The organism is Actinomadura sp. B10D3, assembly GCF_039871695.1.
Taxonomy (GTDB): Bacteria; Actinomycetota; Actinomycetes; order Streptosporangiales; family Streptosporangiaceae; genus Spirillospora; species Spirillospora madurae.
Genome location: NZ_JBDPLY010000054.1, coordinates 1 through 21,891 on the forward strand (window position 1 = coordinate 1; position 21,891 = coordinate 21,891).

Sequence of the window (21,891 nt, forward strand, 5' to 3'; positions counted from 1 at the left end):
CACGACAACATCGCCGCTGCCAACCGGCACCACGCCCGCGACCCGCAACGCACCGTCACACTGCTCCAGACCACATGAACGACAACCCCAGGTCACACCCTCTTTTCACGACTTTGCCGGGTCCCTGGGGGCTGGGGGCCGCGGGGTCGTTCGTCGCCATGAACAACCGGGTCAGCCAGAGCGTCCCGCATCTGCATGTGCATGTGGTGCCACGGAACCGGAAGGACGGGCTGAGGGGATTCTTCTGGCCGCGGCAGAAGTACGAGTCCGAAGCCGAGGCCGCCGAGTACGCCGCGCGCCTTGCCGGTGTGCTCCGGTCATAGGGCCGCGCGGGCCAGGGTCGTGTCGAGGATCTGGGCGTCCGGGGGATGCGGGCTGGTGGTGTCCCACCAGCGGATCGCGCTGATCTCCTCGTTGGGACTGAAGGCGATGTGGCGGGACGTCGTCTCAGCGGTGTACAGGGCGGCGTACTCGTCGCGGGATGGTCTTACGAGGTGGAAGCGGCCGTAGCCGGCGAGGGTGAGCGTGGGCAGGTGGAGGCCGCTCTCTTCGCGGAGTTCCCGGACGGCCGCCTCGTAGGGGGTTTCGCCCGGGTCGATCAGGCCGCCGGGGAGTTCCCAGTGGGCTCGGTGCCGGTTGAAGACCAGCAGCAGGTGGCGGCCGTGACGGACCACGGCGAGGGCGGCGGGCATCGGGGCGTCCGCCGGTGGGGCCGCGGGCGGGAGGAAGGCCAGCAGCAGGTTGCCGTCGCCGTCCCGGGCCAAGGGCATCGCGTCAGCCGAGGGCCGCTAGGAGGGCTACGAAAGGGGCGGTCGGGTCGGGGGGCGGGGCTGCGGCCTCCTGGGCTGCGGCGTGGATGTGGAGGTCGCGTTCCGCTCGGTCGAGGACGGTGGAGAGGACGTAGTCGCTGACCGTCCAGCCGGCCAGCTCGGCGGCCTTGCGGATGACGAGGAGCTGGTCGGCGGACGCGGGGAGGGCGATGTGGTCGTGGCCCCAGGCGGCGGGAAGGTCCTGGCGAACCGACTCAGACATGGCCGGTCTCCTTCCTTGCGGCTTTTCAAAGTACGCCGCGAGGTGTAGCCAGGACATCCCCACAGAGGACGAGAATCGCCGGGTGTCAGGTGGAGTCAGCGGGTTCCCCAGGAGTAGGTCTGTTTGCGCAGTTTGAGGTAGACGAAGCTTTCGGTCGAGACGACGCCGGGGACGGCGCGGATGCGGCCGAGCAGTTCCAGGAGGCGCTCGTCGTCCTCGCAGACGAGCTCCAGGAGGATGTCGAACGAGCCGGCGGTGATCACGACGTAGTCGATCTCCGGCACGTCGGCCAGCTCGTCGGCGATCTTCTCCAGGTCGCCCTCGCACTTGACGCCGATCATCATCTGCCGGTTGAACCCGAGCATGAGCGGGTCGGTGACGCCGACGATCTGCATGACGCCGGTGTCGAGGAGCTTCTGGACGCGCTGGCGGACCGCCGCCTCGGAGAGGCCGACGGCCTTGCCGATGGCGGCGTAGGAGCGGCGGCCGTCCTGCTGGAGCTGTTCGATGATCTGCTTGGCTGTCTCGTCCAGCTGGACGTGGGCGGCGCGGGCCATCGTGGTCTCCTAGCTGCGACATCGAGGGTGTGAGGCCTCTGGGTCAAGTGAATTAGTCGTGAAACTGGATCGTAACAACGGAATCACTTGTGTTGGGCTGGATCCTCTGTCAGGGTCGGGCCAACAGGACACAACGGGCGACGGTGCCCAGGAGGGACCTGAGGATGAGCGGCGATCGGCTGCGCAACTTTATCGGCGGCGAGTACGTGGACGCCAAGGACGGGCGGACCCTGGAGGTGGTCGACCCGAGTACCGGCGAGACGTACGCGCAGGCGCCCGTGTCCGGCGCCGAGGACGTCGACGCCGCGTTCCGCGCGGCCTCCGAGGCGTTCCCCGCCTGGCGCGACGCCACGCCGGGCGAGCGGAGCCTCGCGATGCTCCGGTTCGCGGACGCGGTGGAGGCGCGCGCGGAGGAGCTCGTCAAGGCGGAGAGCCGGGACACCGGCAAGCCCCTCCAGATGACCCTGGACGAGGAGGTGCCGCCCATGGTGGACAACCTCCGGTTCTTCGCCGGCGCGTCCCGTGTCCTGGAGGGCAGGGCGTCCGGCGAGTACATGGCGGACCACACGTCCTCGATCAGGCGGGAGCCGGTCGGGGTCTGCGCCCAGGTGACGCCCTGGAACTACCCGATGATGATGGCGGTCTGGAAGATCGGGCCGGCCCTGTCGACGGGGAACACGGTGGTGCTGAAGCCGTCGGAGACGACGCCGGCGAGCACGCTGATGCTGGCGGAGATCGCCGCGGAGTTCCTGCCGCCGGGCGTCTTCAACGTGATCTGCGGGGACCGCGACACCGGGCGCGCGCTGGTGGAGCACCCGACGCCGCAGATGGTGTCGATCACCGGGAGCGTGCGGGCCGGCATGGAGGTCGCGGCGTCCGCGGCGAAGGACCTCAAGCGCGTCCACCTGGAGCTGGGCGGCAAGGCGCCGGTCGTCGTGTTCGACGACGCCGACGTCGAGGCCGCGGCGACGGGCATCGCCGAGGCCGGATACTTCAACGCGGGCCAGGACTGCACGGCGGCGACGCGCGTCCTGGTCGCCGACCGGCTGCACGACGACTTCACCGAGGCGCTCACCGAGGCCGCCAAGGGGACGGTGGTCGGGCCGCCCAGCAACACCGACGCCTTCTACGGGCCGGTGAACAGCGCGAGCCAGCTGGAGCGCGTCCAGGGCTTCATCGAGCGGGCGCCCAGCCACGCGAAGGTCCTGACCGGCGGCGAGCGGGTCGGCGACGGCGGCTACTTCTTCGCGCCGACCGTCGTCGGCGGGCTCAGGCAGGACGACGAGATGGTGCAGAACGAGGTGTTCGGCCCCGTCATCACCGTCCAGAGCTTCTCGGACGAGCAGCAGGCCGTCGAGTGGGCCAACGGCGTGAGGTACGGCCTGGCCGCGAGCGTGTGGACGCAGAACCACGGGCGGGCCATGCGGATGAGCAAGGCGCTGGACTTCGGCGCCGTCTGGGTCAACACCCACATCCCGCTGGTGTCGGAGATGCCGCACGGCGGCTTCAAGCACTCCGGCTACGGCAAGGACATGTCGATGTACGGAATCGAGGACTACACCCGCGTCAAGCACGTCATGCACTACATCGGCGGCTGACCGCCGCCGACCGAGGCCCGTGAAGGAAGCCCCGCCCATGACCGAGACCGAACCCGCCATGGCGCGCGACGACCCGGGTCGCGCCGTTCCCGCCATCGAGCTCACGGGTGTCGAGAAGGCGTACCACGCCTACGGCGAGACCGTCGCGGCGGTGCGCGGTGTCGACCTGGCGATCGCGCAGGGGGAGTTCTTCTCCCTGCTCGGGCCGTCCGGCTGCGGCAAGACGACGACCATGCGCGTCATCGCCGGCTTCGAGGAGCCGACGGCGGGCGAGGTCCGGCTGCACGGGCAGGACGTCACGGGCGTGCCCCCCAACCGGCGCGACGTGAACATGGTGTTCCAGTCGTACGCGCTGTTCCCGCACATGAGCGTCTTCGAGAACGTCGCGTTCGGCCTGCGCCGGCGCGGCGTCCCGAAGGCGGACATCACGCGCCGGGTGGGGGAGATGCTGGACATCGTCGACTTGGCGGGACGGGAGCGGCGCCGTCCCGCCGAGTTGTCCGGCGGCCAGCAGCAGCGCGTCGCGCTGGCCCGCGCGCTGGTGAACCGGCCGAGGGCCCTGCTGCTGGACGAGCCGCTCGGCGCCCTCGACCTGAAGCTCCGCCAGGCGATGCAGGTCGAGCTGAAGCGGATCCAGCGGGATGTCGGCGTCACGTTCGTGTACGTGACGCACGACCAGGGCGAGGCGCTGACGATGTCGGACCGCATCGCCGTCATGAACGACGGGCTGGTCGAGCAGCTCGGGACGCCGCGGGAGATCTACGAGCACCCCGCGACGCGGTTCGTCGCCGGGTTCATCGGGACGTCGAACCTGCTCGGCGGGGAGGTCGCCGAGACGGGGCAGGGCACCGCCGTGCTGTCGCACGGCCCGGACGGCCGGATCGAGGTCCCGGTGCGGAACGGCCTGGACGTCGCCGCCGGCGAGCGCCTGGAGCTGACCGTCCGCCCCGAGAAGATCGGCATCGGGCCGGACAAGCCGGGCGAGGGCCTGTGCAGGGTCCGGGGGACCGTGACCGAGGTCGTGTACCTCGGGACGTCGACGAACTACAACGTGACCACCTCTGCCGGGGCCGACGTCGTCGTCTTCCTGCAGAACGTCACGTCCGCCGACGACATCGCCGTGCGCGGCGACGGTGTCTGGCTGTCGTGGGACCCGCGCCACTCGTACGCCATAGGAGCCCCCCAGTGAGCCAGATCGACCCCGCATTCCTGCGCGGACTCACCCGGCCGCGCCTGGCGCGTTCCCACCCGGCCCGCCGCGACGTGCTGCGGCTGATGGGCGCCGCGGGCGCCGGCCTCGCCCTGTCGGCGTGCGGCGTCAAGGGGCAGGGCGGCAAGGAGAAGGTCAGCCAGAGCGACGTCCAGAAGTACTGGGCGGGCAAGGCGAAGAACGGCAAGCTCAACTGGGCGAACTGGCCGGGCTACATGCAGGACGACCGGGCGACCATCAAGGCGTTCGAGAAGGAGACGGGCATCCAGGTGACCTACAAGGAGGTCATCCAGGAGATGGGCCCGTGGTTCGGCAAGATCCAGGCGCCGCTCGCGGCGGGCCAGTCCATCGGCTTCGACCTGATGGTCATGACGAACGGCATCCAGCTGGAGCAGTGCCGCCAGCTCGGCTACCTCGCGCCGCTCGACCTGTCGAAGCTGAAGAACTTCCAGGCGAATGCGGGGGAGGCGTACAAGAACCCGTCCTACGACCCCGGCAACGCGTTCACGATCCCCTACGAGTCGGGCGTCACCGGCATCGCGTACAACACCAAGTACGTGAAGGAGGAGATCACCAGCATCGCGCAGCTGTTCGACGCCAAGTACAAGGGCCGGGTCGGGATGATGGGCGACTCGCAGGAGCTCGGGAACTTCGGGATGTTCCTGCTCGGCATCGACCCGGAGAAGTCGACGAAGGCCGACTGGGAGAAGGCCGCCGCCAAGCTCCGCGAGCAGCGCGACCAGGGCATCGTCCGCAAGTACTACACGCAGGACTACGTCGACGCCGTGAGCAAGGGCGACGTGTGGATGACGATGGCGTGGTCCGGTGACGTCTACAGCCTGACGAGCCCGGACGTGAAGTTCGTGGTGCCCAAGGAGGGCGGCACGATCTGGACCGACAACCTGTGCATCCCGAAGACCGCCGACAACCCGGTGGACGCGCTGACGCTCATGGACTGGCTGTACGTCCCGGAGAACAACGCGCCGCTCACCGAGTTCATCAACTACATGCCGCCGATCCCGTCCACCCAGCAGATCATCACGCAGCACGCGGCGAAGGCCACCGGGGACGAGAAGAAGGACCTGACCCGGCTGAGCACGAGCCCGCTGGTGTTCCCGTCGGAGGCCGACCTGGCCCGGCTGCGGCACTACCGGCGGCTCACCCAGGCCGAGGAGGCCGAGTACCAGAAGATCTTCGAGCCCATCTCCAAGGGGTCGTGATGGCGCGGGGCCGGGGACGGCTCGCGCCGTACCTGATGATGCTGCCGAGCGGGCTGTGGCTGGCGGCGTTCTTCCTCGTCCCGATGGTGCTGATGGTGTCCCTGTCACTGCAGACGGGGAACCTCATCGACGGGTTCCGGCAGACGTTCCACTGGCAGAACTACACCAACGGCCTGAGCACCTACGGCGACAAGTTCGTCCGGTCGCTCTGGTACGGGCTGCTCGCGACGGTCGCGTGCATCGCGATCGCCTACCCGGCCGCGTACTGGATCGCGTTCCGCGGTGGGCGGCACAAGTCGACGTACCTGTTCCTGCTGCTGCTTCCGTACTTCGTCTCGTTCATCCTGCGGACGGTGTCGTGGAAGCTCGTCCTCACCGACAACGGGCCGATCCTCGGGCCGCTGCGCGACCACGGGGTCCTGCCGGACGGCTTCCACGTCCTCGACACGGGCGTCGCGGTGGTGTCGGGGCTCACCTACAACTTCCTGCCGTTCATGGTGCTGCCGATCTACGTGGCGCTGGAGCGCATCGACCCGCGCGTGGTCGAGGCCGCCTACGACCTGTACGCGAGCCGCCTCCAGGCGTTCGCGCGGGTCATCCTGCCGCTGTCGCTGCCCGGCGTCTTCGCCGGCGTGATCATGACGTTCGTGCCGGTGTCGTCGGACTACGTCAACGCCGAGGTGCTCGGCGGCCCGCAGAACACGATGATCGGCAACATCATCCAGACCGAGTACTTCAACAACAGCGCGTACCCGACGGCGTCCGCGCTGTCGTTCGTGCTGATGGCGATCCTGCTCGTCGGCATCTTCGCCTACGCGCGCACGCTCGGCACGCAGGACGTCCTGGAGGCGGCGAGGCGATGACGGTCCTCACGAAGGCCCCGCAGCGGCGGCGCGCGCCGCGCCGCCGGCGGATCTCCGGCCTGCACGTCTACACGCTGGTGCTGATCGCCTGGCTGATCCTGCCGATCGCGGTCATGATCCTGTTCGGGTTCAACGACACCCGGAGCAAGCAGAACTTCCAGTGGCAGGGCTTCACGCTGAAGTGGTACGCGCAGCTGTTCGACAAGAGCGACCTCACCACCGCCGTGGTCAACTCGCTGACGATCGCGCTGCTCAGCACGCTCATCACCACGGTCATCGGGACGTTCGCGGGGCTCGCGCTCGGCCGGTACCGGTTCCGCGGCAAGGGCTCGACGAACCTGCTGCTGTTCATGGCGATCTCCTGCCCGGAGATCGTGATGGGCGCGTCGCTGCTGTCGATGTTCGTCACGTTCAACCTGCCGCGCGGGTACCTGACGATCCTCGTCGCGCACGTGATGTTCTCGATCGCGTTCGTGGCCGTGACGGTCCGGGCCCGGGTCGTCGGCCTCGACCCGGCCGTGGAGGAGGCGGCGCAGGACCTCGGCGCGGGGCCGTGGACGCGGTTCCGCCTCGTCACGCTGCCGATGATCATGCCCGGAGTGATCGCGGGGGCGCTGCTGGCGTTCGTGCTGTCCATCGACGACTTCGTCATCACCAACTTCACCAGCGGCGCCACCGTCACGTTCCCGCTGTGGATCTACGGTTCCACCAGGACGGGCACGCCGCCGCAGGTCAACGTGATGGGGACGCTCATCTTCGCGGCCGGCGTCGTGATCGCGGTCGTGTCGGCGCGGCGCAGCGTCCGGGCGTCCCGCTGACGGGGACGCGCGCATGATCGGGGGACGGACATGGACGTGACGAGGGCGCTGGCCGACGCCGTCCCGGAGCCGTTCTGGCTCCAGGACCCGGGCCGCCCGGAGGCGGGTCCCGCGCTGACCGGCGCGCAGGCGTGCGACCTCGCCGTCGTCGGCGGCGGGTACAGCGGCCTGTGGACGGCCCTGCTCGCCAAGGAGCGCGACCCGTCGCTCGACGTCGTCGTGCTGGAGGGCGGCCGGATCGGCGCCGCCGCGTCCGGGCGCAACGGCGGGTTCTGCGCCGCCAGCCTCACCCACGGGCTGGAGAACGGCCTCGGACGCTGGCCGGACGACATGCACACGCTCGAACGCCTCGGCTGGGACAACCTCCGCGCCATCGCGAGGACGCTGGCCCGGTACGGCATCGACGCCGAGTGGGAGGCGTCCGGGGAGATGAGCGTCGCCACGGAGGAGTGGCAGGTGCCCGCGCTGGAAGAGGCGGCGGAGAAGGCGTACGAGTACGGCTGGGAGCCGATCCTGCTCGGCCCGGAGGCCGTCCGCGCCGAGGTCGACTCGCCCACGTACCTCGCCGGCCTGTGGGACCGCGACGCCGTCGCGATGGTGCACCCCGCCAAGCTCGCCTGGGGGCTGGCGGACGCGTGCCGGTCCCTCGGCGTCCGCGTGTACGAGCGCACCCGCGTCACGCGGCTGCGCTCGGACGCCCGGCGGCTGACGCTGACCTGCGCGGCCACCGCGGACGGCCGCCCGGCGGGCGGGACGGTGACGGCCCGGCGCGTCGCGCTCGGCACCGGCGCCCACCCGCCGATCCTGCGGCGCCTGCGCGGCTTCGTCGTCCCCGTGTACGACTACGCCCTCGTGACCGAGCCGCTCACCGCCGGGCAGCGCGAGGCGATCGGCTGGCGTCACCGGCAGGGCCTGGGAGACAGCGCCAACCGGTTCCACTACTACAGGCTGACCGCCGACGACCGGATCCTGTGGGGCGGCTACGACGCCGTCTACCACTTCGGCAACGGGATGCGTCCCGGCCTCGAACGCCGCCCCGCGACCCACGCGACCCTGGCCCGGAACTTCTTCACCACGTTCCCGCAGCTCGAAGGCATCCGCTTCACCAACGCCTGGGGCGGCGTCATCGACACGTGCACCCGCTTCTGCGCCTTCTACGGGACGGCCTGCGACGGCCGGCTCGCGTACGCGGCGGGCTACACCGGCCTCGGCGTCGGAGCCACCCGGTTCGGCGCGGACGTGATGCTCGACCTGCTGGGCGTCGGCCTGGCCCCCGGCGAGGAGACCGAGCGGACGCGGCTGAGGATGGTGCGTTCGAAGCCGGTCCCGTTCCCGCCGGAGCCGCTCCGCTACGGCGTCATCGAGCTGACCCGCCGCGAGATCGCCCGCGCGGACCGCAACGCCGGGCGCCGCGGCCTCTGGCTCCGCACCCTCGACCGCATGGGCCTCGGCTTCGACTCCTAGGTCAGTCCGGGGACTGGTCGATCGTGCCGAAGATGACGGACGAGACCTCCAGGTACAGCTGCTCCGGGTACGGCATGTGGTCGACGTTGCGGAGCGCCTGCTTCTGGCCCGCGGACTCCATCACGAACTCCCCGTAGCCGAGCAGCTGGCCGATCACGGAGCGGTTCAGCGCGATGTCGGTGACCTTGGCCAGCGGCATCATCGCGACGTTGCGGTTGAGCACCCCGTTGATCACCATCACCCGGTGCTCGGTGACCAGGAAGAACTCCACCGACCAGGCGATCACCTTCCAGACCAGGTAGCCCAGGGTGAGCAGCCACAGCCACCAGACCCAGATCAGCCCGCCGACCGCGCTGATCGCGGCGCACGCGACGAGCCCGGCGACGACGACGGAGACGGGCAGCAGCAAGACGGCCGGGTGCCGGCGCACGGCGATGACACGTCCCTCGTAGGACATCAGATACTTGTCGACGGTCCGCGACGAGGTGTCGCGGTGCACCATCATGTCCTGCAGATTCACGGCGGAGTCCTCGTCATGATCCGGTTGGTCCAACCGTAGCCGACCCGGCCGGGACGATGCAGGGGCGGCGCGGTAAGGGCTCTGGTGCCCGCGCGGGGCCTTGTGGGAGCAAGATCCGCACACCGATGATGGACGCCATGGACGGCGACGCCGAAGGTTCGCGGGGGGCGAGGGGGCCGCGCGGGGAGTTCGCGCCCGATGTGACCGGACGTCCCATCTGGCGCCTGCTGCTGCGCGGGCTCGGGGTGTACCTGCCCGGCTGGGAGATGCCCGCGGGAGCCGTGCGCGTCCGGAACGGGACGGCGCCGCCCGGGTTCGGCCCGCCCGCCTACCTGAACGGCGACGCCGGGTTCGGCGTCCAGATCACCGGCCGCCGCAAGGGCCTGGAGCCCGACCGGGAGATCTACGTCCGCGGCCGGGAGAACCCGAGCTTCGGCATCGTCGTCGCGGGCCCGGCCGCGGCGATCGGCAGCCGCGTCGTGGACGCCGAGGTGCTGATGCGGTTCGCGCGCCGGCTGACGTTCGAGGAGCTCTTCGAGACCGGCGACGCCGACTCCGTCCCGTACGCGGTCCGCGGGGCGCGGGCGGTGGAGAACGCGGTGTTCCTCGACCGCGCCGCCGGGATCGGGCTGTGCGCCGAGGTCGATCCGGCGACGCGCGCCCTGAGCTGCCCCCTGTACGTGCGCATCGGAGGGCCGGGGGAGCGGACCGTGCGTGCTTACGGGGCCGTCGCCCAGCCGGTGAGGTCCCACAGCTGATGGGACGGCAGCCGGCGCAGCCGGACGCTCGCGGCGGCCGGGTCCCAGAACACCTCGTCGCTCTCCAGCTCCAGCGACTGCGCGGCCGTCAGCACCGCGCACAGCAGCTCGTCCCGCGTCCGGACGGCCATGAGGGGGCCGATCTGCGCGACGGCGCCCGTGCACTCCGACAGCGTCCGCAGCAGGGCCTGGAGCGCCGCCTCGTCCTCCGGCGGGCGCACCGGGTCGACCCCTGACGGGACGCCCGGCTCGACCCGCGCGAGGCCACGCCTGCCCCCGCCGTTCGCCAGGCCGTTGGAGGGCAGGTCGGCGCCCGCCGAGATGAGCAGCGCGCTGAACACGCCCGCGAGGTCCTCGCTGGCGTGGCCGCCGAGGAAGTAGCGGCGGCGCTCCGGGGAGCCGGGGTCCGGGCCGTCCGGGCCTTCGGCGGTGCGGAACCGGACGTTCAGCCGGCTCGCGCGCACGCACCGCTCGTACATCTCGCAGAGGATGTCCTCCAGCTGGTCGTCGCGCGTCCACAGCCGGCCGGTGGCGGTGACGGCGTCGCCGTGGGCGCGGGGGCGGCCGGTGAGCGCCGCGGTGACGGTGTCGTCGAGCTCGCCCTCGGTGAACTGGAGCAGTTCGGCGACGACGTCCTCGACGTCCTCCAGGGTGCGGGTGAGGGCGCGCTGCAGCTCCAGGATCTCCTCGCCGCCGCGCTCCAGGTCGGCCAGCCGGCCGAGGGCGGCGTCGACCTTGCCCTCGACGGCCTCGCCGCCCGTCCGGGTGACGGCCCGCACCGACGTCTCGACCTCGCCGAGCTTGCGGCGCAGCGCGGCCAGCGTGATCCGCTGCTGCTCCAGCTCGTGCAGCCGGCTCGCCTGCGTGCGCAGGTAGTCGTCCGCCTGGTGGACGAGGCCCGCCAGCTCCTCCACCTGCCCGGTGTTCTGCCGGAGCCGGTTGTCGAGCGCGGGGAGGACGTCCTGCTTGACGCGCGACAGTTCGGCGGTGAGCTGCTCGCCGACGGTGACGAGCACGTTGTTCTGTTTCGTGACCTGGTCGTTCAGCTCGTCGATCCGGCGGCGGAAGGCGTTCGCCTGGTCCCGGCTCTGCTTGCCCGCGTACAGTTCGAGCGCCCCTACCACGACGCACATCACCACCAGGATGACCGTCGTCATGGGACTCCTCGGGGGGTGACGGTGATTACCGGATCGGGTTTTGATCGCGACCATAACTTACGATCACGCGCGTCGACCGTAACTTACGTAACCGACTGATCTCAGTGACCGGCCGGTCTCACCTGCCCTTCCGGTGCCATTCCGTAATCCATTCCCTGCGGTGGGTGACGAATTCCCGGGACCGCCTCCGGTCAGACGCATCCCTCGAATTGCGGGACCGTCGTGGTCGGCTTCAGCCCGGAGGCTCGGAACCATTTGTTCAGCAGCTTCGGCGCTGTGCCGTCCTGGTACATCCCGGTGATGGCCTTGTTGACCGCCTCGCAGCCGTCCACGTCGTCCTTGCGTATCCCGACGCCGTACGGCTCGTCGGTGAACGGCGCGTTGACCACCGTGATCTCCCGGCCGTTCCCGGACGCCTTCGCCGCGAGGCCGGCGAGGATGAGGTCGTCGGTGGAGACCGCGTCCAGCCGCCCGCCCGTCAGCTGGGTGAGGCAGCCGGCGTACCCGTCCGCGTCGACCGGCAGCGCGGCGACGCCCTGCTCGTCGCGGACGCGCGGGAACGACACCGACCCCGCCACCCGGCAGAGCCGCCGCCCCTTCAGGTCGTCGATGCCGCGGATCTGCCCGGCGTCGGACTTGCGGACGAGGATGTCCTGGTGCGCGACGTAGTACGGGCCGGCGAACGACACGTCCACCTTGCGTTCGGGCGTGACGGAGTAGCTGGCCACGACCAGGTCGACGTCGCCGTCCTGGATCACCTTCTCGCGCGTCGCCGACGTGACCCGCCGGAACGTCACGTTCGAGGCGGGGACGCCGAGCCGCCGGGCGATCTCCTTCGCGATGTCGATGTCGAAGCCGGCGTAGGAGCCGTCGCCCTGCCGTTCGCCCAGGCCCGGCTGGTCGCCGTTGACGCCGATGACCAGCGAGTCCTTGCCGGCGACCGGGCTCTCCCCGGCGTCGGCGATCCCGCACGCCGCCCCCGCGCCGAGGACGGCCGCCGCGGCGAGCAGGGCCGCCGCCAGGCGCCGCGCCCTCACGCCGACCACCGGTACTCCGCCAGCCGCGGGCGCGCCCCGGCGAGCACGAGCACGGCGATGACGAGGCCGGCGACCGGGAGGATCACGTACCAGCCGCCGGTCCCGCCGTCGCCGTCCTTGACGGCCTCGTCGAACGCCTTCTGGTGGATGCCGATGAGGCCCTGCAGGGACCGGTCGTACTGGGCGAAGTCCGCGGCGGCCGACGCCCGCCCGGCCACGGCCTGGTCGCGCTGGTCGCCGTGGACGAGGTCCCGCATCCGGCGGTCGTTCGCCTGGACCTTCTGGTAGTCGCCGAGCACCCTGTTCATCATCGTCGTGAGCTGCGCCCTCTGCTCGGCCGACTGCACAGGCCGGTTGGCCTCGGTACCGAGGAAGCCGAGGAACGGCGCGCGTCCGGGGTCGAACGACAGGTCCCTCTGCACGGCCGCGTTGTACTGGGTCAGGTTCCCGGCCTTCAGGTACAGGACGGTCTGCGACTTGCTCAGGTAGACCTGTTCGTACGCGTCGGCCCGTCCCGGGTCGAGCAGGAAGCGGGTCTCGTCCGCGTTTCCGCTGTTGCTGATGGCGCGCGTCCGCGAGAGCGCCAGGATGGAGTCGAAGCCCTCCTCCTTGGCCTGGCGCAGGTGGTCGGCCTGGCCGGAGAGCATCAGCGTGCCCGCGCCGACCAGGACGAGCGTGCCGAGCGTCGCCACTGCGAGCGGCAGGTTCAGCAGCCGGCGGAACCGCCGCACGAGGTACAGCTGGAACCCGGCGAGCACGGCCAGCAGGGCCAGGCCCGTGATGAGGATCCCCGTGCGCCCCATGAGGATCGCCGACCGCTTGTCCTCGTAGGTGTGCCGGACGAGGGTGCCGTTGTCCAGCGTCAGGTTGTACGCCTTGGGCAGCAGGTCCAGCTTCATCAGGTCGGTGGCCTGCCGGTACAGGTCGATGACCCGCTGGGACGGCGGCCCGGACGCGTGCGGGGTCTGCCGGTCGAGCAGGAGCGCCTGCCCGGCGAGGCGCTCGTAGCGGGCGAGGGCGTCCAGGAGGTCGCGGGCCGTGTTGTTCTCGGTCGTCTCGTCGGCGAGCTTGGCGGCCTTCAGCAGCGCGTCGCCGGCCTTGCGGCGGTTCTCGTCGTAGCGGGCGAGCGCCTGGTCGCGCCCGCCGCCCGCCGCGTCGCCGATCAGCAGCGCGTTCGCGAGTTGCGCGTCCATGTCGGTGAGCTGGAAGTACAGGTCGCCGGTGGCGACGACCTGCGGGCCGGCGTCGTGCCCGATGACCCGCACGCCCTCGCGGGCGTTGGAGACCGCCGCCCAGGCCACGCCGAGCAGCACCACCAGCAGGACGAGGGTGAGCGCCGTCAGCGTCCTGACGCGGGCGGCGACCGTCCGCGGCAGCAGCCGTGCGGCACCGGCCGGCGGCGCCTCGGGGGGCGGCTGGAGGCGGCCCGCCGGGCCGCGCCGGGCGGGCGGCGGCGCCTGCCCGCCGGGGGCGGGGCCTCCCACCCGCGGAGCATGCTGAACGGCCGTCATGTCGCCTCGCCTCGGGTGAGCGTGATGGTGGTCCAGGCGCCCACGTGGATCCGGTCGCCCTCGGACAGCGGGATCTCCACGTTGAAGGGGATGGGGTCGGTGGACCCGTTCACGCAGGTCCGGTTCGTGGATCCGGGGTCGACCAGCGTCCAGGCGCCGTCCGGCCGCGCCAGCAGGACCGCGTGGACGTGGGAGACGCCGGGGTCCTCGGGCGGCTCCCGCAGGTCGATCTCCGGCGGGGCCGGCTGCGACGAGCTGCGCCGCCCGATCCGGACCTGGCGCCCGGTCAGCGGGATCCGCCGCTCGGGCGCGTAGGGCGGGAACGCCAGGGACGCCGAGTCGGGGCCCTCCTCCGCCATGATCGCGTTGTAGTACTCGCGGTCCGCCGTCACGACCGCCGTCCACACCGCTCCGGGCGCGGGCGGCGCCGGTGCCGGGGGTGCCGGCGCGGGGGCCGGCGGGGCGGGCACCGGAGGCGGCGGCACCGGCGGGGCGGGCGTCGGCTTGCCGCCGCCGGTCGCGAAGTCGTAGCCGCACGCCTCGCAGAACCGGTCGGTGCCGGGCGTCCCGCAGTCGGGGCACGGCCTCGCGCCGGGCGAGGACGGGGCGCCCGGCGCCTCGCCGGGGGACGGGCCTCCGGCGGACGGGCCGGAGGAGGCGGCGCCGATGCGCTCGCCGCAGATGTCGCAGTAGTCCGGCGACTGCGACGTGTGTCCGTTGGGACAGCTCGCCATGCTCAGCCCTCGCCCCTCCTGGTGGTCACGGTCTCGTCCTTGCGCGTCCGGATGGTCTTGCTGGAGCGGGTGTCCAGCTCCATCTCGTCGGCCTTGTCGACGTTGCGCTTCAGCCGGACGGTGCCGGTCGCCGGGTCGACGACGTCCACCACCTTGCGCAGCATCGCGGTGATCGCGTCGTTGCCCGCCTCGTCGGCCAGGACCACGGCCCGGCCGAGCCGCGCGGTCGCGGTGTCGAGGTCGCCGTCCTTGCGGGCCTGCAGGCCCTGCTGGATCGCCGACGCCAGCTCGGCCTGCCCGGTGTAGTGCGCCACCCGCGGGTTGATCCGGGTGGACTCGGCCTCGTCGTCGGTCCACTGGGCGAGGACGTTGGCGGACGCGACGACCCGCGCCTCCTCGCCCGGCCCGCCCGGCACGACGAGCTTCACCCACGCGGCGCGCAGCTCCTTGCCGACCTCGCCGGGCGGGACGCTCACGCAGATGTGGTAGTCGCGGGACTCGGCGCCCCACGCGCCGAGCGGGTAGTCGCCCGCCTGCGGCGCCGACTCGACGCGCTTGCCGGTCAGGTCCTCCACCGACGGCGTGACCTGCTTGACGAACCGCAGGCTCGCCGTCTGCGGCGTCCACACCCGCAGCCCGACGTCGGCGACCGACTTGCCCATCGCCGCCTCCGTCATCGCCCGGAAGTCGGCGACCAGGCCGGCGGGGTCGGCGACGATGCCGACGCTCCCGAGCAGCGCCGAGGCGACCTTCCGCAGCTCGGCGACCTCCCAGTCGGTGCCGACGCCGCGGCAGTCGCACACGAACCGGCCCCCGCAGCGGAACAGGACCGCGTCGAGCTCCTCGGCCGTCTCGTGCTGGTTCTTGCCGTCGGTGAGCAGGATCGCGTGCCGGATGCCGCCCTGGACGTCGTCGAAGAGCTGGTCGGCGAGCCGCAGCCACGACCCGATCGCGGTGCCGCCGGACGCCTTGAGCCTGGCCAGGGCTTGCTTGGCCTCCTGCCGGCTCTCCGGCGTCGCCGCCACCAGCCCGGGTTGCCGCGGGTACACCATGGAGGCGATGTTGGAGCCGGAGATGACGGCGAACTCCACCCCGTCGCGCAGCGTGTCGATCGCGACCTGTGCCGCCGCGACGGCGGCGCGCAGCTTGGTCTCCGGGTAGGACATCGAGCCCGAGGTGTCGATGATGATGACCTCGGACGCCCGCGTCGAGGACGGGACGGGCGCGCCCTCCGCGGCGGTCGCCTCGACGGACACGATGGCGTGCACCTCGCGGCCGCCCTCGGGCAGGAACTTGTTCTGGTCGATCGAGATGGTGAACTGCGGCTGCTCGCTCATCGTGGCTCCGTGCTCTGCGGTGTGCTCTCGTGGATGCGGCCGCCGGCGGTGCCCGGGGAGGGCAGCGGGATCACCGCGACCGTGATGTTGTCGCGGCCGCCGGCGTCCAGCGCGTGCTGGACGAGGGTCCGCGCGGCGCCGAGGGGGTCCGCCGCCGGGTCGTGCGCCGGGCCGCCGTCCTCGCCGCCGCCCAGCAGCGCCGCCAGGTCGCCGGCCGCCGGGAAGTAGTTCCACAGGCCGTCGCTGCAGACCAGCAGCGTCCCGGGGCCGGCCTGGCGGAACGTCGCGACGTGCGGGGTGACCTGCCCGGCGTCGGCGCCGAGCCACGCCGTGATGACGTGCGCGTTCGGGTGCGCCTCCGCCTCGGCCTCGGACAGCGAGCCCTCGGCGACCATGAACGCCGCCCACGAGTCGTCCTCGGTGAGCCGCCGGGACGGCCCGAGCTCGGCCATGTCGCCGGTGCTGACCTCGGCCTCGTCCGCCTCGCCCGGGGCCGGGCCGGGCCCGTCCTCGGCGGCGCCGTCCGCGGACAGCCAGTAGGCGCGGCTGTCGCCGATCCAGCCGACGGTGACCGCCGGGCCGCGCGTCACCGCGGACACGTACGTGCACGACGGCGCGTCGGACGGCGACGTGGAGAGCGCCGCGACGGCCGCGGCGGCGCGCAGGGCGGCGTGCCGGGTGGCGTCCTCGGGGTCCTCGCCGGCGTCCAGCCGCGCCACCAGCTCGGCGGCGCCGGTGTCGGCGGCGGCGCGGGAGGCCTCGTCGGGACGCTGCGACGACCCGACGCCGTCGGACACGACGGCCGCGATCCCGGCCGAGTGGGCGGCGATGGCGAGCGCGTCCTCGTTGCGGGAGTAGCGGCGGCCCCGGTCGCTCGCGCCCGCCGCGACGACCGGGCGGGAGCCGTTCCCGGCGCCGTGCGCGGGCAGCTCGATCTCGACGTGGTCGCGCTCGGTGGGCTGGCGGAGCCCGCACGTCTCGCAGTAGCCGTCCGCGTCGATCGCCGTCCCGCCGCAGCCGGGGCACGGGCCGGCAGGGGACCGGCCCCCGGAGGGCGCCGACTCCTGCCGGATCGTCGCGTCGGCACGTCCCTCCCCGGTGGGCGGCGCGGGCGCGGCGTCGGCCAGCTTGTGCCCGCACTCCTCGCAGAAGATCTCCTCGGGGTACACGGTCTCGCCGCAGGCGGGGCACGTCAGCTCCGCCGCCTTCGCGTGGTCGGTGCCGGACGCGTCGGGCCCGGGTCGGTCGTCGGTCACAGCAGCGTCCTCGGGCGTACGGCGTTGGCGGAGTCGACGAGCCGCCGGCACTCGTCCCGGTCGCGGGTGCGGCGCGCGAGCTCCCGGTAGGTCCGCTCCAGGAGCCGACGGAGCGGGATCTCGGTGAGGGGGGAGCCGAACAGGGCGCCGCCGTGCGTGCCCGGCGCGGCGCCGGGGCCGTCCAGCAGCCAGCCGAGCGCCGCCTCCAGCACCTCGGCGGCGAGCCGGTCGCGGCGCTCGCCGTCCAGGTCCAGGGCGGCGAGCCGGTCGCCCGCGGCGACCAGCTCGGCCGCCGACAGCTCCGCGGGCGGGCGGCCGCGGACCGTGGTCGCGACCGCGGCCACCTGCGCGGGCACGTGGCGGATCGAGATCCGCGGCACCGAGTCGAGGGCGGCGACGGCCGCGCGCCGGTCGCCCGCCGCCAGGTGCACGCGGGCCAGGCCGAACGCCGCGTTGATGTAGCTCTGGTCGGTCCGCCAGACGGTCTCGTACAGGCGGACGGCCTCGCCGGGATCGGACCGTTCGCGGCAGTAGGCGAGGGCGAGCTTCGGTGCGGGCTCGCCGGGCAGCAGCCCGTACAGCCGGTCGAACAGCGGCGCGGCCTCGTCCACCCGGCCCTGCGCGAGCAGCCCGACCGCGCGGTACCAGCCGATCCGCCAGTCCGCGGGACGCTCGGTGGCCAGCTCGTCGAGCAGCGCGTCCGCCTCGCCCGCCTCACCCAGCTCGATCTTGACGCGGGCGAGCGTCAGCCTGACCTCCGGCGTGCGCTCCGGCGCGTTCGCCGCCGCCTCGGCCGCCTGCGCGGGCTCCAGCGCGCCGAGCCCGGACACGAACGCGGCGGCGGGGTCGGCGCCGTCCACCAGCGGGACCGGCAGCGCCGCCGCGGCCACCTCCGGCGGGACGGGCGGCAGCGCGGGCCCCTCCTGCGCCTCGCCCGCCATCGACGAGGTGAACCGCTCCGCGCCGAACAGCCCGGACGGGGCGGGGCGCGGCGTGCCGTCCTCGGCCGCCAGGACCTCGCGCAGCACGCCGGTGAGCTGCTCGGCCATCTCGGCCGCGTCCTGGAACCGCTCCCGCGGGTCCTTGTGCGTCGCGCGGCGCAGCAGCCGGTCGTAGGACTCGAACCGCTGCAGGACGGGGACCTCCGAGCGCGGCGGGAGCGAGTCGACGTAGGTCCTCGTGTAGCCCTTGAACGGGAAGCTCAGCACGGCCAGGGCGCGGCCGACCGTGTACAGGTCGGACGAGATCGACGGCCCGTCGTCGGCGATCTCGGGCGCCTGGTAGCCGACCGTGCCGTAGATGGCGCCGTCCGGGTCGTCCAGCCGGCGGACGCCGCCGAGGTCGATCAGCCGGAGCTGCTCCTCGGACTGGATGACGTTGTCCGGTTTGAAGTCGCAGTAGACGAGGCCCTGCGCGTGCAGGTACTCGAACGCCCGCAGGACCTCCAGGCCGTAGGCGATCGCCTGAGCGAGCGGCAGGTGCTTCTCGCCCGGCGGCAGCGGCTGCTGGAGCAGGATGTCCTTGAGGGACTGCCCGCCGACGTACTCCATGACGATGTAGCCGTCGCCGTCGTGCTGGACGAAGTTGTAGATCTTGACGATGTTGGGGTGCTCGACCTCGGCCAGGTAGGCGCGCTCGGCCGCCGCGGCCTCCATCGCGTCGGCGTCGCCGCTGTCGAGCAGGCCCTTCAGCACCACCCAGCGGTCGCTGACGTTCTTGTCCTGCGCGAGGTAGATCCAGCCGAGCCCGCCGTGGGCGAGGCAGCCCAGCACGCCGTACTGCCCGCCGACGAGGTCGCCGGGCACGAGCTTCGGGGTGAAGGAGAAGCGGGCGCCGCACTTGGGGCAGAAGCCCTCCGTCCGCCCCGGCCGGTCGCCGCGGCTCCGGCCGACGGGTTCGCCGCAGCCGCTGCAGTACCGTTTGGCCTCGGCGACCTCCGGGTTGCTCAGTACGGCGCTGGACGGGTCCCGGTAGGGCACGCGCGGCACCTCGACGAGCCCGGCGCCGAGCATCCCGCGGCGGCCGGACGAGCGCGCCGACCCGGTGCGGGTGCTGCCCGTCCGGGTGCTGCCGGTCGCCGTGCTCCCCGTGGTGCCGGAGGTCCCCGGCGAGGACGTGGCCGGGACGCGGGCGGTGTGCGCGGGCGGCGCGCCGCACACATCGCAGTAGCCGTCCATGATCGTGCCGGTGCAGCCGGCCTCGCGGCACTTCTCCGGCCCTTCGGCGGGCGGTCGCGGCTCCGGGACGCTCGGCACGGCGGCCGGCGCCGGGGTCGGCGCGGCGCTCGCGGGGGGATTGCCGCAGACGTCGCAGTAGCCGTCCGCGATCGTCCCGCCGCAGCCCGGCTGGGCGCACTGGCTCATCGATCCGCTCCCTTCGCCCGCGAGGTGATGGCCTGCTGGTAGCCGGTCAGCGCCACGGTCGCCTTCCGCAGGTCGCAGGGGGAGGTCCACAGCAGCTCGCGGGCCTGCTCGTAGATCCGGGCAAGGTCGGGGTCCTCGGCGTGGCCGAGCCGCGCGGCCTTCACCCGGTAGGCCCGCAGCCGGCCGCGCAGCTCCTCGCGCCGGTCCAGCAGGCCCCGGATGAGGGCGGTGGCCTCGCGCGCCCGCTCCAGCGCCGTGCCCGCCGCGCTCTCCAGGTCGGCGAGCCGCTCGGCGACGTCGTTCCAGCCCGCACCGCGCGCCGCCGCGCCCTCCCGGGGCCGCGCGACGGCGGCGAGCCGGTCGGCGAGGGCGGCGTGGGAACCGGGCGGCTCGGGCGGTGCCGGGGCCGCGATCTTGGCGAGCACCTCGTCATGGGCGGCCCGCGCCTCGGCCTCGGCCTCGCGCAGGCGGTCCAGGACGGCGGCGACGCCGCGGATCCGGTCGGCGAACCCGTCGCGCAGCCGCCGCGCCTCATCCAGGCCGCGGCGGACCTCGGCGAGGGCGGTGCAGATCTCGTCCAGCCGCGCGGTGTCGGCGCGGCCGTCCCGTTCCAGCGCCATCGGGTCGCCGCGCACGACGGCGGCCGCGGACTCCAGCTCGCCGCGGAGCCTGTCGAAGCCGGGGTCCACCCCGCCGAGGGACGCCAGCAGCTCCTCGACCGCGCGCCGCTCGGCCTCCACCTCGGCCAGCCGGGACAGCAGCGCCGACCAGACGCCGTCGATCTCGGCGACGGCCTGGGCGACCTCCTCGTAGAGCGGCGTCATCCGGTCGACCGCCTCGCGGAGCGTGAGCCGCTCGCCGGACGGGGCGGACAGCAGCGTCCGCCGCTCCAGCGGCACCTCCTGGGCGGGCAGCTCCACCGACGGCCCGTCCAGGAGCCGGGTCAGCTCCGCGAGCTGCGCCTGGCCCGGCTTGCCATGGCGGGCCCGCAGTTCCGCGGCCTCGGTGAGGACGCGCCCGTACAGGTCGAACAGCAGCCACAGGGACGCAATGCGGGAACGCACGTCGGACTGCACGCTCAGCGTCCGCCCGGTGAGCGTCGCGCCCTCCAGCAGCTGGTAGCCCTGATGGGCCTCCAGTTCGAGCAGGGCGGCGCCGATGCGCTCCTTCTCGTCCTGAAGGCGCGCGAGCATCCTGTCCGCCTCGTCCCGGCTCATCGGGGGCCGGTTCACGCGCGCGTCACTCAACGCCGGTCCACGCTTGGCCCATGTTCGCCCCTGATTCCCCCGAATAGAGCACGTTTCGGTGCCTCAGTTTTCCCCATGTGCGGTCGCCTTCTCAAGCGTGCAGCCGATCATGCGCCCGGTCCGGTCCGCGGTGCGTCACGAGACTCGGCCGGGGGGTGCCGCGACCTCCAAAATGTCAGTGTTCGAACGTATGATCGAACCATGGCGAACGTTGCGACGCACCCCCAGACCGCGCCCACCGCGCCGGCCGCGCTCACGGCGGCGGAGATCGCCGCCCTCGCGCTGTCCCTCGCGCACCTCGGCACCGGCCCGCAGGCCACCACCGCGCGCCGCGCCCTGCACACCCTCCTCGACGCCACCCCCCACGACGACGTGGTCACCACCACGCTCGCCACCCTCACCGCGCCCCTGGACGCCTCCACCTCCGACCGCGCCCGCGTGATCGCCGCCGCCATCACCGAGCACCGCGTCGTCCGGCTCTGCTATGGCGACGCCGGCGCCAACGTCACGATCCGCGAGGTCGAGCCCGTCACCTGCCTCGTCCACCGCGACCACTGGTACCTCGTCGGCTGGTGCCGCATGCGGCGCGGCGTCCGCGCCTTCCGCTTCGACCGCGTCCTCGCCGTCGAGTCCACCGGCCTCCTCGCCCGCCCCCGCCGCGCCGAAAGGTACTTGCCCTGGCAGCGTTAGTTCGCCTTATCCCTCCTCCTTCGGGCGCTGGGCGCCCTCCATCGTCGGGCACCGCGGGCGATCGCCGGCATCGCTCCGGCCCGCCTTGCGGCTCGCTGCGCGATCAGGTTCTCGCAAGCTCGAACCTGTTTTCGGACGCGATCGCAACCACTGAGGTTGTTGCGTGGTCGTGGCGGCTGATGTAGGTGGTCATGGTCCGGGGCCACATCTTGTGGTCCCGGATCAGCCCATGGGTTCGTAGAAGGAGTGGACGGCTGGTTGGCCTGTGTAGTTGGGGCCTGCTTGGTCGTCCGCGCCTAGGTAGAGGTAGGGCAGGTCGATCGTTCGGTGGCCGCGTATCGAGATGCGGCGGCGTCTGGAGTCGTAGGTGAAGCCCGCGTGGCGGAGGGCTGTGGTCAGACACCCCATGTCGTTTGGGTGTCAAGCGGCGTGGGATTGGGTGTGGTGCGACCAGGCGGTTGCTTCGTCGTAGAGGGTGCGGGTCTTGAGGCATCCGTGGAGGATGCCGACGAGGCGGTT

General features: G+C 72.5%; 20 protein-coding genes. 8 read left to right on the forward strand and 12 right to left on the reverse strand.

Annotated features, from left to right (window positions below):
* Positions 1-317 precede the first annotated feature (317 nt).
* The 3 genes from ABGB11_RS41380 to ABGB11_RS41390 all read right to left on the reverse strand — a co-directional run bounded on the left by ABGB11_RS41380 (position 318) and on the right by ABGB11_RS41390 (position 1,589).
* Positions 318-770, reverse strand: a complete 453-nt coding sequence (locus ABGB11_RS41380; RefSeq protein WP_347641126.1) for an NUDIX domain-containing protein — start codon at positions 768-770, stop codon at positions 318-320.
* Between the two features lie 4 nt (positions 771-774).
* Positions 775-1,032, reverse strand: coding sequence for a DUF1778 domain-containing protein (locus ABGB11_RS41385; protein WP_347641127.1), 258 nt, complete (start codon positions 1,030-1,032; stop codon positions 775-777).
* A gap of 95 nt (positions 1,033-1,127) precedes the next feature.
* A complete protein-coding gene (locus ABGB11_RS41390) occupies positions 1,128-1,589 on the reverse strand; it encodes an Lrp/AsnC family transcriptional regulator (protein WP_347641128.1) in 462 nt (153 codons plus the stop codon).
* A 164-nt stretch (positions 1,590-1,753) separates the two neighbouring features.
* On the opposite strand from ABGB11_RS41390, the gene ABGB11_RS41395 reads away from it, so the two are divergent.
* The 6 genes from ABGB11_RS41395 to ABGB11_RS41420 are packed head-to-tail and all read left to right on the forward strand — an operon-like array spanning position 1,754 to position 8,762.
* The gene (locus ABGB11_RS41395; protein ID WP_347641130.1) at positions 1,754-3,187 is read left to right on the forward strand and encodes a gamma-aminobutyraldehyde dehydrogenase; all 1,434 of its coding nucleotides are present in this window, start codon (positions 1,754-1,756) and stop codon (positions 3,185-3,187) included.
* Positions 3,188-3,224: 37 nt separating this feature from the next.
* Positions 3,225-4,376, forward strand: coding sequence for an ABC transporter ATP-binding protein (locus tag ABGB11_RS41400; RefSeq protein ID WP_347641131.1), 1,152 nt, complete (start codon positions 3,225-3,227; stop codon positions 4,374-4,376).
* Positions 4,373-5,617: a spermidine/putrescine ABC transporter substrate-binding protein gene (locus ABGB11_RS41405; protein WP_347641132.1), complete on the forward strand. Its 1,245-nt coding sequence runs from the start codon at positions 4,373-4,375 to the stop codon at positions 5,615-5,617. Before ABGB11_RS41400 ends, ABGB11_RS41405 begins: the two co-directional genes overlap by 4 nt.
* Positions 5,617-6,480, forward strand: coding sequence for an ABC transporter permease (locus ABGB11_RS41410; RefSeq protein ID WP_347641133.1), 864 nt, complete (start codon positions 5,617-5,619; stop codon positions 6,478-6,480). Before ABGB11_RS41405 ends, ABGB11_RS41410 begins: the two co-directional genes overlap by 1 nt.
* On the forward strand, positions 6,477-7,298 hold the full coding sequence (locus ABGB11_RS41415; protein ID WP_347641134.1) for an ABC transporter permease: 822 nt from the start codon (positions 6,477-6,479) through the stop codon (positions 7,296-7,298). Before ABGB11_RS41410 ends, ABGB11_RS41415 begins: the two co-directional genes overlap by 4 nt.
* A gap of 30 nt (positions 7,299-7,328) precedes the next feature.
* Positions 7,329-8,762, forward strand: coding sequence for an FAD-dependent oxidoreductase (locus tag ABGB11_RS41420; RefSeq protein ID WP_347641135.1), 1,434 nt, complete (start codon positions 7,329-7,331; stop codon positions 8,760-8,762).
* Between the two features lies 1 nt (position 8,763).
* Here the strand turns inward: ABGB11_RS41420 and ABGB11_RS41425 are convergent, their stop codons facing one another.
* A complete protein-coding gene (locus ABGB11_RS41425) occupies positions 8,764-9,264 on the reverse strand; it encodes a PH domain-containing protein (RefSeq protein WP_347641150.1) in 501 nt (166 codons plus the stop codon).
* Positions 9,265-9,482: 218 nt separating this feature from the next.
* Between ABGB11_RS41425 and ABGB11_RS41430 the strand changes: the two genes are divergently transcribed.
* A complete protein-coding gene (locus tag ABGB11_RS41430) occupies positions 9,483-10,040 on the forward strand; it encodes a hypothetical protein (RefSeq protein ID WP_347641136.1) in 558 nt (185 codons plus the stop codon).
* Here ABGB11_RS41430 and ABGB11_RS41435 read toward each other — a convergent pair.
* From ABGB11_RS41435 to ABGB11_RS41470, 8 genes are all read right to left on the reverse strand, one after another.
* The gene (locus ABGB11_RS41435) at positions 10,001-11,197 is read right to left on the reverse strand and encodes a hypothetical protein (protein ID WP_347641138.1); all 1,197 of its coding nucleotides are present in this window, start codon (positions 11,195-11,197) and stop codon (positions 10,001-10,003) included. The genes ABGB11_RS41430 and ABGB11_RS41435 overlap by 40 nt on opposite strands.
* Before the next feature lie 191 nt (positions 11,198-11,388).
* On the reverse strand, positions 11,389-12,243 hold the full coding sequence (locus tag ABGB11_RS41440) for a glutamate ABC transporter substrate-binding protein (RefSeq protein WP_347641139.1): 855 nt from the start codon (positions 12,241-12,243) through the stop codon (positions 11,389-11,391).
* Complete coding sequence (locus ABGB11_RS41445; protein WP_347641140.1) at positions 12,231-13,745, reverse strand: hypothetical protein; 1,515 nt, start codon at positions 13,743-13,745, stop codon at positions 12,231-12,233. Before ABGB11_RS41445 ends, ABGB11_RS41440 begins: the two co-directional genes overlap by 13 nt.
* On the reverse strand, positions 13,742-14,479 hold the full coding sequence (locus ABGB11_RS41450) for an FHA domain-containing protein (protein ID WP_347641141.1): 738 nt from the start codon (positions 14,477-14,479) through the stop codon (positions 13,742-13,744). The genes ABGB11_RS41445 and ABGB11_RS41450 overlap by 4 nt, the downstream gene beginning before the upstream one ends.
* Before the next feature lie 2 nt (positions 14,480-14,481).
* Positions 14,482-15,816 (reverse strand): VWA domain-containing protein, encoded by a 1,335-nt coding sequence (locus ABGB11_RS41455; RefSeq protein ID WP_347641142.1) that lies wholly within the window; start codon positions 15,814-15,816, stop codon positions 14,482-14,484.
* The gene (locus ABGB11_RS41460) at positions 15,813-17,072 is read right to left on the reverse strand and encodes a protein phosphatase 2C domain-containing protein (protein ID WP_347641144.1); all 1,260 of its coding nucleotides are present in this window, start codon (positions 17,070-17,072) and stop codon (positions 15,813-15,815) included. The genes ABGB11_RS41455 and ABGB11_RS41460 overlap by 4 nt, the downstream gene beginning before the upstream one ends.
* Positions 17,069-19,435, reverse strand: a complete 2,367-nt coding sequence (locus ABGB11_RS41465) for a tetratricopeptide repeat protein (protein ID WP_347641145.1) — start codon at positions 19,433-19,435, stop codon at positions 17,069-17,071. The genes ABGB11_RS41460 and ABGB11_RS41465 overlap by 4 nt, the downstream gene beginning before the upstream one ends.
* Positions 19,432-20,682 (reverse strand): hypothetical protein, encoded by a 1,251-nt coding sequence (locus ABGB11_RS41470; RefSeq protein WP_347641147.1) that lies wholly within the window; start codon positions 20,680-20,682, stop codon positions 19,432-19,434. The genes ABGB11_RS41465 and ABGB11_RS41470 overlap by 4 nt, the downstream gene beginning before the upstream one ends.
* A gap of 201 nt (positions 20,683-20,883) precedes the next feature.
* On the opposite strand from ABGB11_RS41470, the gene ABGB11_RS41475 reads away from it, so the two are divergent.
* Complete coding sequence (locus ABGB11_RS41475) at positions 20,884-21,372, forward strand: WYL domain-containing protein (protein ID WP_347641148.1); 489 nt, start codon at positions 20,884-20,886, stop codon at positions 21,370-21,372.
* The last annotated feature ends 519 nt before the right edge of the window (positions 21,373-21,891 follow it).

Bases quoted from the DNA above. Each gene is read 5' to 3' on its own strand.
- ABGB11_RS41380 (WP_347641126.1), bottom strand. From the start codon at position 770: ATGCCCTTGGCCCGGGACGGCGACGGCAACCTGCTGCTGGCCTTCCTC.
- ABGB11_RS41385 (WP_347641127.1), bottom strand. From the start codon at position 1,032: ATGTCTGAGTCGGTTCGCCAGGACCTTCCCGCCGCCTGGGGCCACGAC.
- ABGB11_RS41390 (WP_347641128.1), bottom strand. From the start codon at position 1,589: ATGGCCCGCGCCGCCCACGTCCAGCTGGACGAGACAGCCAAGCAGATC.
- ABGB11_RS41395 (WP_347641130.1), top strand. From the start codon at position 1,754: ATGAGCGGCGATCGGCTGCGCAACTTTATCGGCGGCGAGTACGTGGAC.
- ABGB11_RS41400 (WP_347641131.1), top strand. From the start codon at position 3,225: ATGACCGAGACCGAACCCGCCATGGCGCGCGACGACCCGGGTCGCGCC.
- ABGB11_RS41410 (WP_347641133.1), top strand. From the start codon at position 5,617: ATGGCGCGGGGCCGGGGACGGCTCGCGCCGTACCTGATGATGCTGCCG.
- ABGB11_RS41415 (WP_347641134.1), top strand. From the start codon at position 6,477: ATGACGGTCCTCACGAAGGCCCCGCAGCGGCGGCGCGCGCCGCGCCGC.
- ABGB11_RS41420 (WP_347641135.1), top strand. From the start codon at position 7,329: ATGGACGTGACGAGGGCGCTGGCCGACGCCGTCCCGGAGCCGTTCTGG.
- ABGB11_RS41425 (WP_347641150.1), bottom strand. From the start codon at position 9,264: ATGGTGCACCGCGACACCTCGTCGCGGACCGTCGACAAGTATCTGATG.
- ABGB11_RS41435 (WP_347641138.1), bottom strand. From the start codon at position 11,197: ATGACGACGGTCATCCTGGTGGTGATGTGCGTCGTGGTAGGGGCGCTC.
- ABGB11_RS41445 (WP_347641140.1), bottom strand. From the start codon at position 13,745: ATGACGGCCGTTCAGCATGCTCCGCGGGTGGGAGGCCCCGCCCCCGGC.
- ABGB11_RS41450 (WP_347641141.1), bottom strand. From the start codon at position 14,479: ATGGCGAGCTGTCCCAACGGACACACGTCGCAGTCGCCGGACTACTGC.
- ABGB11_RS41455 (WP_347641142.1), bottom strand. From the start codon at position 15,816: ATGAGCGAGCAGCCGCAGTTCACCATCTCGATCGACCAGAACAAGTTC.
- ABGB11_RS41465 (WP_347641145.1), bottom strand. From the start codon at position 19,435: ATGAGCCAGTGCGCCCAGCCGGGCTGCGGCGGGACGATCGCGGACGGC.
- ABGB11_RS41475 (WP_347641148.1), top strand. From the start codon at position 20,884: ATGGCGAACGTTGCGACGCACCCCCAGACCGCGCCCACCGCGCCGGCC.